Below are 15,307 nucleotides of genomic sequence, written 5' to 3'. Positions count from 1 at the left end.
GGGACATCGAGGACCGGGGGGCCATGTGAGCAAGGTCGAGGAGTTCGAGGAGCTGCGGCCGCTGCTGTTCTCCATCGCCTATCGCATTCTGGGCGGTGTGGGCGAGGCGGAGGACGCGGTGCAGGAGACGTGGCTGCGCTATGACGGTTCGACGGCCTCGCCCACGTCGGCCAAGGCCTATCTGTCCGCCGCGGTCACCCGGATCTCGATCGACGTGCTGCGTTCGGCGCGGGTGCGGCGGGAGCAGTACGTGGGGCCGTGGTTCCCCGAGCCGCTGCTCAACGATCCGTACCAGGATCCGGCGCGGTCGGTGGAGCTGGCCGAGTCGGTGTCGATGGCGGCTCTCGTCCTGCTGGAGCGGCTCAGTCCGCTGGAGCGGGCCGTGTTCGTGCTGCGGGACGTGTTCGGCTTCGAGTTCGAGGAGGTCGCCGCGGCGGTGGAGCGGTCGGAGGCGGCCTGCCGACAGCTCCTCGTGCGGGCGCGGCGGCACATGCAGGCCGGACAGCCCCGGTTCGAGGCGGTCCGCAAGGAGCGGGACGAGCTGGCGTCGCGCTTCTTCGCCGCGCTCAGCGAGGGCAACGTGGCCGGGCTGCAGGAGCTGCTCGCCGCCGAGGTGTCGATGATCGGCGACAGCGGCGGCAACGGCCCGCAGCTGACCAAACCCCTCACGGGCGTGGACAGGGTGACCCGGGTGCTGGCGATGGCCTACCCGCGGATGGCCGAGATCGGCGTGACGTTCGAGACGTACGAGATCAACAGCCGTCCCGGCGCGGTCTTCCGCGACCGCGACGGCAAGGTCATCCACACGCTGGGGCTGGACGTGGCCGACGGCCGGATCCGGATGATCCGCCTCGTGGTCAACCCCGACAAGCTGCGGCACCTGGGCCCGACGGCGGACATCTGGGCCATCGACCGCGCGACGCGGCATCCGCACCGGCTCCCGGACTAGGGCCCTTCTGACGGATCGGGCGTCAGCCCGTGCCGAGCTCCGCCAGCATCTCCCGCTGGTGGCGGTGGCCCACCGTCTCGTAACCGATCACGGTGACGAACGGGGCGAGCATCACCACGAGCAGGCACACCGCGATCGCGACACCGGCGAGGGACAGGAGGACCGCCGCGGCGAGCACCACGAGGGTGAGGGAGATCAGCAGCAGGTGGAAGCGGTCCGCCGCGGACAGCAGCAGTGTGTGCAGCAGGTAGACCATCAGCAGGTAGAGGCCGACGGGCAGGGCCAGGGCGAGCACGACGGCGGCCTCGCCGATCTTCGCATGGTGCTCCAGTCGCAGGCCCGCCACGTGCAGCCCGGCCCCCGCCCCCGCGATGCCCATGAAGAGCGGGATGTGTCCGTAGCCGAAGAGGTATCCGCGGCGACGGCGATGGACCAGGATGTCGCCGAAGGGCGTGGCGAAGTACACCCACCACATGCCGAAGGTCAGCCCGACGCCTGCGACGACGACGGCGATCGCGTTCCCGGTCCAGGACGTCCCGTCCGCGCCGCCGAGGAGGCCGCCGGACGAGGCGACGGTGCCGACGACTCCCTCGCCGAGCGTGATGATGGCGAACAGGCCGTACCGCTCCGCGACGTGGTGCGGGTGCCAGGGCGTGCCGCCCGCACCGCCCTGGGTGAGGACGGGCAGCACCAGTTCCAGGACTCCGAGCACGACGAAGGCCGTGAACACGGCGGGCAGCGGCAGATGTACGAATCCGACGACGACCCAGCCGACCTGGGCGATCACGGTCCACCGGATGTTGGCCATCCCCACGTCGTGGAACGCGGGGGAACTCCGGGCCGCTCGCCACCACTGCAGCACCATCGCGATCCGCATCACCACGTAGCCGATGACCATCGCGCGCAGTTCGAGGTGGCCGCCCTCGTCGAGGGAGTGGAACATCGCGGGCAGGCCGAGCGAGAAGATGACGACGCCGATCATCTGCACCATCGTCAGCGCCCGGTACAGCCAGTCGTCGGTGCCGAACGCGGAGGCGAACCAGCTGAAGCTGATCCAGGCGACGCTGATCGCGAACATCGCCAGGGCGAACGCGGTGATCGCCTGCACGGCGTGGCCCTCGGCGAGCATCTCGGCGAACCGGGAGGACGCGGTGCCCACCGCGACCACGAAGGTCAGGTCGAACAGCAGCTCCAGCGGCGTGGAGACCCGGCCGTGCTCCTCCGGGTCGCGGCCGCTCATCGGCGTCAGTCGGTGCGCGAGGCCGCTCCTCCGGGCCGCGCGTGCGGAGTCGCTCATGAACAGCATGATGACGCAGGACGGACGCGTCCGCAGTTCCGCGGTTCCGCGCCGAGGTCGGCTTCGGTGCTCTCAGGTGCGGGCGGCCGGATCCTGCGGGACCGGCAGTCGGCCCGCGAAACGGCGCACCGCGTAGGTGAAGGCGTCCGGCTCGTCGAAGTTCGCGAGGTGGCGCGCCCCGGGGATCAGTTCGATGCGGGCCTGCGGATGGGCGCGGGCGAAATCCGCCGCGCCGGACCGGAAGACGGTGTCCTTCTCGCCGTTCAGGATGAGGACGGGCGCCGCCACGTGCCGCATCGCGCTCGCGTCGAAGCGGCCGATGACCTCGCCCCAGGCGTCCGGCAGGGTGTGGAACGCGTAGCCGGAGCGGATGGTGGCCGCCACCACCTCCGGCGGATAGAGCCGCCGGAGCGTGCGGTCGTTCATCCGTGCCAGCCGGTCGGCGGGCAGGCGGGGGACGAGGCGGGCGATCCACCGGTACGGCGTGGCCCACGCGCCCCGGGTCGAGGCGCTGGCCCCCGCGAGGACGAGCCCGCGAAGCCGGTCCGGGTGGTGGCGGGCGAACTCCAGCGCGGCGTATCCGCCGAGGGAGTGGCCGACGACCAGGGCCGGGCCGCGGCCGAGCGAGTCCACCGCGGACCTGATGATCTCCGTCGCCGCGGCGAGGCTCCAGGGCTGCGCGGAGCGGGCCCCGTGGCCGGGCAGGTCGACCGCGGCGACGGCGAAGTCGTCCTGGAACGCGGCGAGTTGGGAGCTCCACTGGCCCGCGTTGAAGCGGGTGCCGTGCACGAAGACGATGGGGGGTGCGGTGGATGTGTTGGGTGCGTCCGGCGCATCCGGCGCGCTGGCTGCGCCCGGCGCACTCGTTGCGTCTTCCGCGTCCGTTGCGTCTTCCGCGTCCGTTACGTCTTCCGCGTCCGTTGCCACGATGGATCCCCCCTGATCAGCCGCGATCAACCCAAGATCAGCCCCGACACCCGCTCAGCCGCGAGCGTCCTCGTCGCGAGCCGCGCGCTTCTCGGCCTGCTCCGCCTGCTTCTCCTTGATGCGGACCGCGTCCTTGCGCACGTCGGCCTGCGTGGCGCGCTCCTGGCGCAGCCAGCCGGGCTGCTCCTCCTTCAGCGCGTCGATCTGCTCCGTGGTGAGCGCCTCGGTCACTCCGCCGCGCGCGAGGCCCGCGATGGAGACGCCGAGCTTGGCCGCGACGACGGGGCGGGGGTGCGGGCCGTTGCGGCGCAGCTCCTGGAGCCACTCGGGCGGATCGGCCTGCAGCGCGTTGAGCTCGCTGCGCGAGACGACGCCCTCCTGGAACTCGGCGGGCGTGGCCTGGAGGTACACACCCAGCTTCTTCGCCGCGGTCGCGGGCTTCATGGTCTGGGTGGTCTGGTGCGACGTCATGGGTCAAGGGTATCGAGCGTGTGCGCTACTCCCGACCACGCCGGGTAGCCTGGCGAGGTGACAGGCTCGGAAGTAACCCCTTCGTTCCGGCTCGCCTACGTCCCGGGTGTGACGCCCGCCAAATGGGTGCGTATCTGGAACGAGCGGCTGCCCGACGTCCCGCTGGCCCTCCTCCCCGTGGCCGCGGCCGAGGCGCCCGACGTGCTGCGCACGGGTGGCGCGGACGCCGGATTCGTACGGCTGCCGATCGACCGTACGGACCTCAGCGCGATCCCTCTCTACACCGAGACGACGGTCGTCGTGATCCCCAAGGACCACGTCGTGGCCGCGGTCGACGAGGTGTCCCTCGATGATCTCGCCGACGAGGTCGTGTTCCACCCGATGGACGACGCGCTGGAGTGGGAGCGGCGGCCCGGACAGCCCGCGTACGAGCGTCCCGCGACGACCGAGGACGCGATCGAGCTGGTCGCGGCGGGGGTGGGCCTCGTCGTCGTACCGCAGTCGCTCGCCCGTCTGTACCACCGCAAGGACCTCACCTACCGTCCGGTGACGGACGCCCCCGAGTCGCGCGTGGCCCTGTCGTGGCCGGAGGCCGAGACCACGGATCTGGTCGAGGACTTCATCGGCATCGTCCGCGGCCGGACGGTCAACAGCTCCCGGGGCCGCGCCCAGACCCCGCCCAAAGGCAGTGGAAGGGGCGAGGACAAGGACGTGGCCAGGGCGAAGGCGGCGGCCCAGGCGAAGCGGAAACCTGCCGCGTCCGGCAAGGGCGGCGGCCGGTCGTCCGGGAAGCCGACGGGTGCGGGGAGAGCGGCGGGCAAGGGCGGCCGCGGTTCCGCCGCCGCGCCCAAGCGCGGCAAGCCCCGCCGCCGCTCGTAGCCCGGCCGCTCCCCCGCGACACCTCGATCCGTGGGGGGGGCACCCCTCACCCCTCACCCCTCCGACGCCCCCGGCACCACCAGCCCCGGGACTGTCCGGTGCCCGCCGAGTGCCATGAGGACACGGTCAGGCTCAGCCTGACGGGGGTGTGGGTGGGGCAGGGCGCCGTCGTCGTCCTCGCGGTCCTCGCGATGAGCGGCGAGTACGGCACGGGAACCATACGTACGACGCTGGCGGCGGAGCCGAGGCGGGTGCGGGTGCTGGCCGCCAAGGCGGTGGTGGTGGGTGCGCTGACCGTGGGGGCGGGCGCCTTCGCGGCGTACGGGTCGCTCCTCGCGGGGCGTGCGCTCCTTGCCGCCGACGGGTTCGCGGTGCCGGGGCTCCTGGAGGGGCCGCCGCTGCGGGCGGCCTTCGGCTCGGTCCTCTATCTGGCGCTCGCCGCCCTCGTCGGCCTCGGCACGGCCGCGGCCCTGACCCTCTTCTACGGCCTTCCGGTGCTGTCCGGGCTGCTCGCCGACCCCGACTGGCGGGAGCGGGCCGAGGAGCTGACCCCGTCGACGGCCGGGCTCGCGATCCGGGCGACCGTCGGCCTCGATCGGCTGCCGATCGGGCCGTGGGCGGGGATCGGGGTGCTCGGCGGCTATGCGGCGGGGGCGTTGCTGGTCGGCGCGCTCGTCCTACGGGCGCGGGACGTGTGAGCGCCCAGTACGACCCACCGGACACGAGGAGGGGCCTCCCGCCGGAATGGCGGGAGGCCCCTCGTGATGCGCTGCGGGAACGTCAGCCCAGGATGGAGAGCGCCTGGTTGAACGTCGCGGACGGGCGCATGACCTTGGTGGCCTTGGCCGCGTCCGGCTGGTAGTAGCCGCCGATGTCGGCGGGCGAGCCCTGCACCGCGATCAGCTCGTCGACGATGGTCTGCTCCTGCTCGCCCAGCGTCTTGGCGAGGGCCGCGAAGGCCTCGGCGAGCTGCGCGTCGTCGGTCTGCTTGGCCAGCTCCTGCGCCCAGTACAGGGCGAGGTAGAAGTGGCTGCCGCGGTTGTCGATGCCGCCGAGGCGACGCGACGGCGACTTGTTCTCGTTCAGGAACGAGCCGGTGGCGCGGTCAAGGGTGTCGGCGAGCACCTGGGCGCGCGCGTTGCCCGTCTTCGTGGCGAGGTGCTCGAAGCTGACCGCGAGGGCGAGGAACTCGCCCAGGCTGTCCCAGCGCAGGTAGTTCTCCTTGACCAGCTGCTGGACGTGCTTCGGGGCGGAGCCGCCGGCGCCCGTCTCGAAGAGGCCGCCGCCGTTCATCAGCGGGACGACCGACAGCATCTTGGCGCTGGTGCCCAGCTCCAGGATCGGGAAGAGGTCGGTCAGGTAGTCACGCAGGACGTTGCCGGTGACGGAGATCGTGTCCTCGCCGCGGCGGATGCGCTCCAGGGAGAACGCGGTCGCCTCGACCGGGGCCATGATCCGGATGTCCAGGCCCTCGGTGTCGTGGTCGGCGAGGTACTGCTCGACCTTGCCGATGAGCACGGCGTCGTGGGCGCGGGTGTCGTCCAGCCAGAAGACGGCCGGGTTGCCGGTGGCGCGGGCACGGGTGACGGCGAGCTTCACCCAGTCCTGGATCGGCAGGTCCTTGGTCTGGCACATGCGGAAGATGTCACCGGCGGCGACGGTCTGCTCCAGGACGACGTTGCCCGCGGCGTCGACGACCCGCACGTTGCCCGTGGTCTGGACCTCGAACGTCTTGTCGTGGCTGCCGTACTCCTCGGCCTTCTGCGCCATCAGGCCGACGTTCGGGACGGAGCCCATCGTCGACGGGTCGAAGGCGCCGTTGGCGCGGCAGTCGTCGAGGACGACCTGGTAGACGCCGGAGTAGCTGCTGTCCGGCAGGACGGCCAGGGTGTCGTGCTCGCCGCCGTCCGGGCCCCACATGTGGCCGGAGGTGCGGATCATGGCGGGCATGGAGGCGTCGACGATGACGTCGCTCGGGACGTGCAGGTTGGAGATGCCCTTGTCGGAGTCGACCATGGCCAGCTCCGGGCCCTCGGCAAGCTCGGCCTCGAAGGACGCCTTGATCTCCGCGCCCTCGGGCAGCGACTCCAGGCCCTTGAAGATGCCGCCCAGACCGTCGTTCGGGGTCAGACCGGCGGTGGCGAGGACGTCGCCGTACGCGGCGAAGGTCTTCGGGAAGAAGGCGCGGACCACGTGGCCGAAGACGATCGGGTCGGAGACCTTCATCATCGTGGCCTTGAGGTGCACGGAGAAGAGGATGCCCTCGGCCTTGGCGCGGGCGACCTGCTCCTTGAGGAACTCGCGCAGCGCGGCGACGCGCATGACGGAGGCGTCGACGACCTCGCCCGCGAGGACCGGTACGGACTCGCGCAGGACGGTGGTGGAGCCGTCGTCACCGGTGAGCTCGATGCGCAGCGAACCGGCCTCGGCGATCACCGCGGACTTCTCGGTGGAGCGGAAGTCGTTCTCGCCCATGGTGGCGACGTTCGTCTTCGAGTCGGCCGTCCAGGCGCCCATGCGGTGCGGGTGCGCCTTGGCGTAGTTCTTGACCGACGCGGGGGCGCGGCGGTCGGAGTTGCCCTCGCGCAGGACCGGGTTGACGGCGCTGCCCTTGACCTTGTCGTAGCGGGCGCGGATGTCGCGCTCCTCGTCGGTCTTCGGGTCGTCCGGGTAGTCGGGGAGCGCGTAGCCCTGGCCCTGCAGCTCGGCGACCGCGGCCTTGAGCTGCGGGATCGAGGCCGAGATGTTGGGCAGCTTGATGATGTTGGCCCCGGGCGTCTTGGCCAGCTCGCCGAGCTCGGCGAGGGCGTCGGAGATGCGCTGGCTCTCCTCCAGACGCTCCGGGAAGCTCGCGATGATGCGCCCCGCGAGCGAGATGTCGCGGGTCTCCACGCCGACACCGGCCGTCGAGGCGTAGGCCTGGACCACCGGCAAGAACGAATGGGTCGCCAGGGCCGGGGCCTCGTCAGTGTGGGTGTAGATGATGGTCGAGTCAGTCACCGGGTGCTCCGCTCCGCGTCTGCAACATTGCTCGACATCAAGATATCTCCTACCCACCCCCTTACGGACAGTGCCTTCCGGTCCGTTCTTCGTAGACACTGTCTACGCGATGTAGTAGACAGTGTCTATGACCGAACTGGACGCCGGGCTGCGGGCCCGGCTGGTGGACGTGGGCGTCGAACTCGTGGCGACGCAGGGGGTGCAGGCGCTGACCCTGCGGGAGATCGCGCGCAGGGCGGGCGTCTCGCACGGGGCGCCCCGGCGCCACTTCCCCACGCATGTGTCGCTGCTCTCCGCCATCGCGCGGCGGGGCTTCGCGGAGCTGGCCGCCGAGACGGCGAAGGCGGTGGGCGACGGTCACGGGGAGGGCGCCGGGGCCGACGCGGCTACGGACGCTCGTACGCAGCTCAGGGCGCTGAGCCGCGCCTACCTCGACTTCGCGGTGGCGCACCGCGGGATGTTCGAGCTGATGTTCCGGCACGACCTCCTGGAGAGCAATCAGCTCGGCCTGCGGGAGACCAGCCTGCCGCTCTTCGACGTCCTGGCAGGACTGGTCGCCGAGGCCCGTCCCGGTTCCGGCGCGGGGGCGCGGGTCCTCGCGGGCGCCCTGTGGGCGAACCTGCACGGCATCGCGCAGCTGTGGGGGTGGGGCAGCCTGCGCCTCGCGACGGGCGCGGACGACGTGGACGCGCTGCTCGACGCGGCGCTTGCAGCACACCTCGGACCGGAGGCTTCATGAACCCGGCGATACGGCGGAACCCTCCGCAGAGCCTGCAGCGGAACCTCACCCTCGCCTGCAGCGTCGTCGGCGCCATGGTCGTCGCGCTCGACGGCACCGCGCTGACCGTCGTCCAGCCCGCCCTGCAACGCGATCTGGACGCCTCCTTCGCACAGGTGCAGTGGACGAGCACCGGCTATCTGATCGCCGTGGCGAGCCTGCTCGTCTTCGCGGGGCGGCTCGGCGACCGGTACGGGCACCGGCGGCTCTTCGCCGTCGGGACGCTCGGCTTCGCGGCCGCGTCGGCGGGGGTCGGCCTCGCGCCCGGCGTCGGCTGGGTGATCGCGCTGCGAGTGGCCCAGGGCGTCTTCGGGGCGCTGCTGCAGCCCGCGACGCTCGGGATGCTGCGGGCCGCGTTCCCGCCGGACCGGCTCGGGATGCCGATCGCCCTGCGGATGAGCGCGATCGGCCTCTCGGCGGCCACCGGTCCGCTCGTCGGCGGTGCGCTCGCCACGCAGCTGGGCTGGCGCTCGGTGTTCTTCCTCAGCGTGGTGCCCGCGCTCGTGATCGGCGTACTGGCGCTGGTGGTGCGCGTTCCGGCGGCCCGCCCGAAGGCCCCGGCGCCCGGCCTCGACCTGCCGGGCGCCGGGCTGCTCGCGGTGACGCTGGCCTGCCTCGTGCACACCCTCGTCACCGTCCCGGAGCACGGCTGGACGCCGACGGCCGTGGCGGGTCTCTCGGCGGCGGCCGTCGCGGGCATCGCCTTCGTACGCCACGAGCGGCGTGCCACGAGCCCCCTGGTGCCGCCCCGGCTGCTCCGCTCGGCCGGGGTCGGCCCCGCGCTCGGCATCCTCGTCGCGGCGTCCGCGGCGATGTTCGGGGCGCTCTTCGTCGCCACGTACTTCCTCCAGGACGTGCTGGACCTCGACCCGCTGGCCAGCGCGCTGAGGGCGCTGCCGCTCGCCGTGCTGATGGTGGTGAGCGCGCCGCTGTCGGCCGTGGTGCTGCGGCGGCAGGGGCCGCGGCGGACGATCACGGCGGCGATGGCGGTGCTCACCCTCGGCGTACTCGCGCTGTCCCGGCTGGACGCGGCGTCGGGCCCGGTGGCGACCGGCGTCGGGTTCCTGCTGGTCGGGGCGGGGTTCGGGACGGTGATGGTCGCCGCGACGGCCGTCGTCGTGCGCCATGCGCCGGTGGCCGACGCCGGGGTGGCAGGCGGCCTCCAGCAGACGGCGATGAACGTGGGCCCCACGGTGGGCATCGCCGCGGCGACCACCCTGATGACCACGTTCGCCTCCCCCGCTCCGGGCCCGGCGGACGGCCGGTCCCAGTGGCCCGAAGTGGAGTTCCTCGCGGCGATGCCCCCGACGCTGACGGCGCTGGCCGCGGTGGCGGCACTCGGCGCGCTGGCGGCGACGCGACTCCCGCGCCGGACCGCGCCGTCCCCCGGCCCGGCGCCCGCACTCACCCGGAATGCGGACGCAGCGCCGCGTCCACCATCCGCAGCGTCGCCCGCGCCTGCCTCTCGTTCGCCTCGGCGTCGTCGAGGCGCAGCGTGAAGGCCGCGCTGGTCACCGCCGTCGCGCCGTCCGGGGTCACCCCGGCCTCGCTGACGCAGCCGAGGCTCGTCCCGCCGTGGAACCAGATGCCGTCCTTCCGCCCGGCCACGGGACGCCAGGCGATGCCCATGCCGTAGCGGACCCCGTCGGCCGGGATCCAGTCCCGCACCGGCACGGTCGTCCGCATCGCCGCCAGCTGGGCCGGGCGCAGCAGTCGGCCGCCGAGCAGCGCGCGCAGGAAGACGCCGTGGTCGTGCGTCGTCGAGATGAGACAGCCGTCCGCCCCGCCGCCGAAGCCGAGGCTCGTCTCGGTGGGGCCGGTCCGCTCCGGGAAGTACGTGTATCCGGTGGCCGTCGGACGCGGCACGTAAGGCGAGGTGCCGGGCGTGAACGTGGCGCGCAGGCCGAGCGGTTCGATGATCCGCTCGTGGACCTCCTGGGCCCAGGGGTGCCCGGTGACCTCCTCGACGAGCATCCCGGCGACGACGTAGTTGGTGTTGGAGTACTCCCAGCGCCGCTCCCCCGCCGGGTCGTCGGCGTCGGGCAGCCACCGCGGGGGCCGGTCGAGGGCCGCCGCGAGCTGTTCCTTCGGCGACTGCGAGCGGAATCGGTTGCGCCGGTACGCGTCGGGGGTGAAGTCGCCGCTCTCCGCGGTGATGTAGTCGTTGAGGCCACTGGTCTGCCGCAGCAAATTGGTGACGGTGATCCGGCGCCCGTCGTTGCCGTGGCCGCGGATCGCGCCGGGCAGCCAGCGCTCGACGGTGTCGGTGAGCTTCAGCTTTCCCTCGCCGACGAGCTGGAGGACGACGGTCGCCGTGAACGTCTTCGTGTCGCTGCCGATGCGGTAGTACGCGTCCCACGGCACCGGCTCCTTTCCGGCGGCGTCGCGGTCGGCGACCCCCGCGCGGGCGGTGGTGCGGCCGTGCGCGTCCTGCACCTCGGCGAGGACGCCGCTCGCCCCGGTGGCGAGGATCGCGTCGACGCCGCGCTGGAGGGCGCGCCGTGGCCCGGCGCCCCCGGCCCGGGCAGGTGCGGCGGAGGCCCGGGAGGGCGCGGCGGCCGCCCCGGTGAACAGGGCCGCGGCGGCCGCCGTGAGACCGGTGCGCCTGCTGATCTCTCGGGTCTCCCTCATCGGGTCGCCTCCGTCTTCGGGTCGGTCTTCGGGTCGGTCGCCGCGCAGGTGAAGTCCGCGGCGGGCAGCTTGCCGTCGCGCAGGTAGGAGTTGACGGCGCGGTCGGCGCACGGGACCGGGGTCAGCCCTTCGTTGCCGCGCGCGTACACGCCGTGCGAGCGGATGTCCGCCGTGATCAGGCGGGATCCGGTGAGCTTCTTGTGCAGCGCGAGGGCGCCTTCGTACGGGACGTTGTTGTCGTAGCGGGCCTGGAGCATCAGGAGGGGAACGGAGTTGCCGATCTTCGTGCCGGGTTCGCGCGGCTCGCTGCCCCAGAACGCGCACGGGGCGATCATTCCGTTGACGTACGGACCGAAGACCGGCTGGGTGGCCCGGCTGCGCTGCATGTTCTTCCAGTAAGTCGCCGGGTCCTCGGGCCAGCCACCCGCGGGCCAGCCACCGTCGCCGCACATGAAGATCGCGCCGCCGGTCATACTGTCCGCCAGCTCGGGCGAGGAGAGGAACTGCAGGAATCCGTCGAGCGCGGGGCCCGGCTCGATCTCCTCCCCTGCGGCGGCCCTCTTCAGGTCGGAGACGACGCTGACCAGCTGGGGATCGTTCTCCTCGTGCTGCACGAGCTGCTTGAAGATCAGGCGCAGCAGCGGGGCGTTGAGGCGCTGCCCCTTGACCGGGATGGGGTGCCGCTCGGCCCGCGCCAGCACCTTGCGGATGTCGGACCGCACCTTCCCGTCGAGCTCGTCGAGCGCCGCCTCCGCGGGCGCCCCCGACCGCTGGAACAGCTCGTACTGCGTGGCCGCCGGGTCGGTCGAGGAGTCCAGGACGACCCGGTCGGCGTGGCGCGGGAACAGCTGGGTGTAGACGGCGCCCAGGTCGGCGCCGTACGAGGTGCCGTAGTACGAGAGCTTGCGCTCGCCGAGCGCCGCCCGGATGGCGTCCATGTCACGGGCGACGTTCCTGGTCGAGGCGTGCGGGAGCAACGCGGCGTTGTCGCCGTGCTCCTGGCACCGGCGCGCGGTGTCGCGCGCGGACCGCACCGAGTCCTCGAAGTCCCGGCGCGGGGTGGTGGTCTCGGCGGGCGGCGTGGGCCGCGGGGCCTTGCCGCAGGTGATGGGGGTGCTCTCGCCGAGGAAGCGGGGGTCGAAGCCGATCAGGTCGTAGCGGTCGGCGACGTCCTTCAACGCGGGCCGCAGGGCGAGGGTGTTGGCGAGCCCGGTGCCGCCAGGTCCGCCCGGGTTGGAGAGCAGGATGCCGCGCCGCTCGCCCGGCGACTTCGCCTTGATGCGGGAGACCGCGATCTTGATCGTGCGGCCGTCGGGGTGTGAGTGGTCGAGGGGCACGGTCACCTCTGCGCACTGCGCGCCCGCCTCGTTCAGCTCCTTCTGGTCCGGGGAGCAGCGGCCCCAACTGAGCTGATTACGGGGCTCTTTCGGCGATTCGGGGCGGTCCGCGGCGGACACGCCGCCCGCGAGTATCCCGACGAGACCCAGACCCGCGGTGACTGCTGACGCGACGCGCATCGTGCTCCTTGGTTCGGTGGGAAGGCTGTGAGAAGGCGGCGGGAAGCCGCTGAGAAGTCGGTGGAAAGCCGTTGGGAAGACGATCACCACGCTAGAAACGTGCGCGCCGCCGGACCATCGGGCTACCGGCCCAACTCGCCCTGGGGAAAACCCCCGTACCACCCTCAGGCCCCCCGGCCGCCGTCGCCTTGACCTGGAGTCCGCTCCAGCTCCTAGGGTCGGGACCGATCACCGGGCACACCCCAGGAGGTACCACCATGACCAGCCTTCCCACGCGCCGCCTCGGCGCGCTGACCGTCTCCGCGCAGGGCCTCGGGTGCATGGGGATGAGCCACGGCTACGGCGCGTCGGACGACGCGCAGTCGATCGCGACGATCCACCGCGCCCTCGACCTCGGCGTCACCCTGCTCGACACCTCCGACTTCTACGGCAGCGGCCACAACGAGCAGCTCATCGGCCGCGCGCTGGCGGGCCCGCGCCGCGAACAGGCCGTCGTTGCAACGAAGTTCGGCTTCGCCAACCGGCTCGGCGAGCCCACGCACATCCGCGGCGACGCGGCGTACGTACGACAGGCCTGCGACGCCTCGCTGCGCCGCCTCGGCGTCGACCACATCGACCTCTACTACCAGCACCGGGTGGACACGACCGTGCCGATCGAGGAGACCGTCGGCGCGATGGCCGACCTCGTCGCGGCGGGCAAGGTGCGTCACCTCGGGCTCTCCGAGGCCGGTGCGGGGACCCTGCGGCGGGCGCACGCCGTGCATCCCATCGCGGCGCTGCAGAGCGAGTGGTCGCTGTGGACCAGGGACCTGGAGGCGGAGATCGCGCCGGTCTGCCGTGAGCTCGGCATCGGTCTGGTGCCGTTCTCGCCGCTCGGGCGCGGCTTCCTCACCGGCCGCTACACCTCGGTCGACGACCTCCCGCGGGACGACGTGCGCCGCACCCAGCCCCGCTTCGCCGCCGGGAACCTGGAGCAGAACCTGTCCATCGTGGACACCCTGGACGCGCTGGCCGCCGAAAAGGGCGTCACCGCGGGGCAGCTCGCGCTCGCCTGGGTGCAGCACCGCGGCGACGACGTCGTGCCCATCCCGGGCACCCGCCGCGAGAAGTACCTGGCGGAGAACCTGGGGGCCGTCGCGATCCGGCTGTCCGCCGACGAGCTCACCGCGATCGACGCGGCGGCGCCCGCGGGCCAGGTCGCAGGCACGCGGTACGACGAGCGCAGCCTCACGACCGTGAACAAGTAGCTCTGCCGACCGGCTCCGAACAAGTAGACATGAAGACAAGTAGCCTGCACGCATGACCGTGCCGCTGCCCTCGGACCTCGCGTTCCGCCCCGTCCCCGACGTGCTCGCCCACCTCGCGGGCGAGTGGCACGTCGAGCGCACCGTCCGCGATCTCGCGGACGGCTCCGAGGGCCGCTTCACCGGTACGACGCTCTTCTCGCCGCTGCCCGCCCCGGACAACGGCGGCCTCCTGCACCACGAGTCCGGCACGTTCACCTGGCACGGCACGGCGCGTCCCGCCGAGCGCACGCTCCGCTTTCTGCCCGGCGAGGAGGCGGGCACCGCCCGGGTGGAGTTCGGCGACGGCCGCTTCTTCCACGACCTGGACCTGCGCACGGGCCGCTGGACGACGGACCACCCCTGTGTGGACGACCTCTACCGCGGCGAGTTCGAGGTGGTCGGGGCGGACCACTGGCGGTCCCGCTGGCGGGTCGGCGGCCCCGCCAAGGACCTGCTGCTCGTCACGGAGTACCGCCGCGCGCCTCAAGCCGCAGGTTCCAGCGGGCGCCCCGCCCGGTGAGGGTGACGGTCGACAGCGGGCGTACGTCGATGTTCCAGTACGTCGACGGGGGCGCCTTCAGGCCGTAGGTGAGCGCGGCGCGCACCACCGCGGGCTCGGCGACGGCTATGACGCGGGTGCCGTCGCCGACCGGCCGGGTGTCGAGCCAGCCGCCGACGCGCGAGATGAACGCGAGCAGCGACTCGCCGCCGTGCGGCGCCGAGTGCGGGTCGCTCAGCCAGGCGTCCACCGCGGCCGGTTCGCGGGCCGTGACCTCGGCGAGCGTGAGACCGCGCCAGCGGCCCATGTCGCAGTCCCGCAGGGCCGGTTGGGCGAGCGGCGCGAAGCCCAGGGCGTCGCCGGTGGCGCGACTGCGCGGGGTGGGCGAGCAGTAGCGCAGTTCGGCCGCGGCGAGGGGCAGGAGCGCCGGCGCGGCGCGCTGCACGTCGTCCCAGCCCGCCCGGTCCAGCGGCCGGTCGTCGTCGAAGCGCTCCGTGAGCAGGGAGGCGCTCCGGGCGGCGGCGATGAGTGTGACGTGAGCGTGCATGCGGTGATCTTGGGGCGCACGGGGGTGGGGGTCAAGGTTTCTCCGCGCTTCCCGGCGGTCCCCCGCACGGCCGGTCACTGATTGCCGCGTGCCATCCAGTTCTCGGGGGCCGCCAGGGCCGTGAAGCCGAGCTTCTCGTAGACCCCGTGGGCGTCGCCCGTGGCGAGCAGTGTCCGGCGCACGCCGAACGGCTCCAGGTGTGCGCAGACCGCGCCGACGAGCGCGACGCCGATGCCCTTGCCGCGCACGTCCGGGGAGACGTACACATCGCAGAGCCAGGCGAAGGTGGCCCGGTCGGTCACCACGCGTGCGTACGCGACCTGCTCGCCCGAAGCCTCGTCGTACACCCCGAAGTTGAGCGATCCGGCCATCGCCGCGTCGTGCTTCTCGCGGGTGCGTCCGAGCGCCCAGTACGCGTCGGTGGAGAGCCAGTGGTGGACGCGGGCGGCGTCGACGCGGGCGGGGTCGGTGGAGATCCCGTAGCCGTCGGGGAGCGTGGCAGTGTCGGTCATGGGGACGAGCCTCG

General features: G+C 72.7%; 15 protein-coding genes. 7 read left to right on the top strand and 8 right to left on the bottom strand.

The genetic code is table 11. From position 1 onward, the window contains the following. The first annotated feature begins 25 nt into the window (after positions 1–25). Positions 26–949: an RNA polymerase sigma-70 factor gene (locus AC068B_RS30500; RefSeq protein WP_478674804.1), complete on the top strand. Its 924-nt coding sequence runs from the start codon at positions 26–28 to the stop codon at positions 947–949. A 22-nt stretch (positions 950–971) separates the two neighbouring features. Here the strand turns inward: AC068B_RS30500 and AC068B_RS30495 are convergent, their stop codons facing one another. The 3 genes from AC068B_RS30495 to AC068B_RS30485 form a co-directional block, all read right to left on the bottom strand. Next, a complete protein-coding gene (locus tag AC068B_RS30495) occupies positions 972–2,246 on the bottom strand; it encodes a low temperature requirement protein A (RefSeq protein ID WP_478674803.1) in 1,275 nt (424 codons plus the stop codon). Positions 2,247–2,318: 72 nt separating this feature from the next. After that, entirely contained in the window at positions 2,319–3,044 is a 726-nt protein-coding gene (locus tag AC068B_RS30490) for an alpha/beta fold hydrolase (RefSeq protein WP_478674953.1), read from the bottom strand. A 183-nt stretch (positions 3,045–3,227) separates the two neighbouring features. Beyond that, positions 3,228–3,644, bottom strand: a complete 417-nt coding sequence (locus tag AC068B_RS30485; protein WP_356258482.1) for a DUF5997 family protein — start codon at positions 3,642–3,644, stop codon at positions 3,228–3,230. 57 nt (positions 3,645–3,701) lie between these two features. Between AC068B_RS30485 and AC068B_RS30480 the strand changes: the two genes are divergently transcribed. Continuing rightward, positions 3,702–4,523: a LysR substrate-binding domain-containing protein gene (locus AC068B_RS30480; RefSeq protein ID WP_478674802.1), complete on the top strand. Its 822-nt coding sequence runs from the start codon at positions 3,702–3,704 to the stop codon at positions 4,521–4,523. Positions 4,524–4,621: 98 nt separating this feature from the next. Further along, a complete protein-coding gene (locus tag AC068B_RS30475; RefSeq protein ID WP_478674801.1) occupies positions 4,622–5,221 on the top strand; it encodes an ABC transporter permease in 600 nt (199 codons plus the stop codon). 82 nt (positions 5,222–5,303) lie between these two features. On the opposite strand, the gene AC068B_RS30470 is transcribed toward AC068B_RS30475, so the two are convergent. Next, the gene (locus tag AC068B_RS30470; RefSeq protein ID WP_478674800.1) at positions 5,304–7,523 is read right to left on the bottom strand and encodes an NADP-dependent isocitrate dehydrogenase; all 2,220 of its coding nucleotides are present in this window, start codon (positions 7,521–7,523) and stop codon (positions 5,304–5,306) included. 127 nt (positions 7,524–7,650) lie between these two features. On the opposite strand from AC068B_RS30470, the gene AC068B_RS30465 reads away from it, so the two are divergent. Both AC068B_RS30465 and AC068B_RS30460 read left to right on the top strand, forming a co-directional pair. Continuing rightward, positions 7,651–8,262 carry a TetR/AcrR family transcriptional regulator gene (locus AC068B_RS30465; protein ID WP_478674799.1) on the top strand — a complete coding sequence of 204 codons (612 nt, stop codon included), beginning with the start codon at positions 7,651–7,653 and terminating at the stop codon, positions 8,260–8,262. Further along, the gene (locus AC068B_RS30460; RefSeq protein ID WP_478674798.1) at positions 8,259–9,800 is read left to right on the top strand and encodes an MFS transporter; all 1,542 of its coding nucleotides are present in this window, start codon (positions 8,259–8,261) and stop codon (positions 9,798–9,800) included. The genes AC068B_RS30465 and AC068B_RS30460 overlap by 4 nt, the downstream gene beginning before the upstream one ends. Here AC068B_RS30460 and AC068B_RS30455 read toward each other — a convergent pair. Together AC068B_RS30455 and AC068B_RS30450 are read right to left on the bottom strand one after the other, a co-directional pair. Continuing rightward, positions 9,706–10,932: a serine hydrolase domain-containing protein gene (locus AC068B_RS30455; RefSeq protein ID WP_478674797.1), complete on the bottom strand. Its 1,227-nt coding sequence runs from the start codon at positions 10,930–10,932 to the stop codon at positions 9,706–9,708. The genes AC068B_RS30460 and AC068B_RS30455 overlap by 95 nt on opposite strands. Further along, positions 10,929–12,449 (bottom strand): alpha/beta hydrolase, encoded by a 1,521-nt coding sequence (locus AC068B_RS30450; RefSeq protein WP_478674796.1) that lies wholly within the window; start codon positions 12,447–12,449, stop codon positions 10,929–10,931. The genes AC068B_RS30455 and AC068B_RS30450 overlap by 4 nt, the downstream gene beginning before the upstream one ends. A gap of 257 nt (positions 12,450–12,706) precedes the next feature. Here AC068B_RS30450 and AC068B_RS30445 point away from each other — a divergent pair, with 257 nt between their 5' ends. Next, a complete protein-coding gene (locus tag AC068B_RS30445) occupies positions 12,707–13,696 on the top strand; it encodes an aldo/keto reductase (protein ID WP_478674795.1) in 990 nt (329 codons plus the stop codon). 52 nt (positions 13,697–13,748) lie between these two features. After that, positions 13,749–14,255, top strand: a complete 507-nt coding sequence (locus tag AC068B_RS30440) for a DUF6314 family protein (RefSeq protein WP_478674794.1) — start codon at positions 13,749–13,751, stop codon at positions 14,253–14,255. Here AC068B_RS30440 and AC068B_RS30435 read toward each other — a convergent pair. Both AC068B_RS30435 and AC068B_RS30430 read right to left on the bottom strand, forming a co-directional pair. Continuing rightward, a complete protein-coding gene (locus AC068B_RS30435; RefSeq protein ID WP_478674793.1) occupies positions 14,197–14,781 on the bottom strand; it encodes a histidine phosphatase family protein in 585 nt (194 codons plus the stop codon). The two genes, AC068B_RS30440 and AC068B_RS30435, sit on opposite strands and share 59 nt — an antisense overlap. Before the next feature lie 74 nt (positions 14,782–14,855). Beyond that, complete coding sequence (locus AC068B_RS30430; protein WP_478674792.1) at positions 14,856–15,293, bottom strand: GNAT family N-acetyltransferase; 438 nt, start codon at positions 15,291–15,293, stop codon at positions 14,856–14,858. Between the last annotated feature and the right edge of the window lie 14 nt (positions 15,294–15,307).

The organism is Streptomyces sp. NPDC042371 (assembly GCF_056437465.1).
Note: the sequence above shows the minus strand (reverse complement) of the source record. Positions and strands in the feature narration are given on the sequence as shown.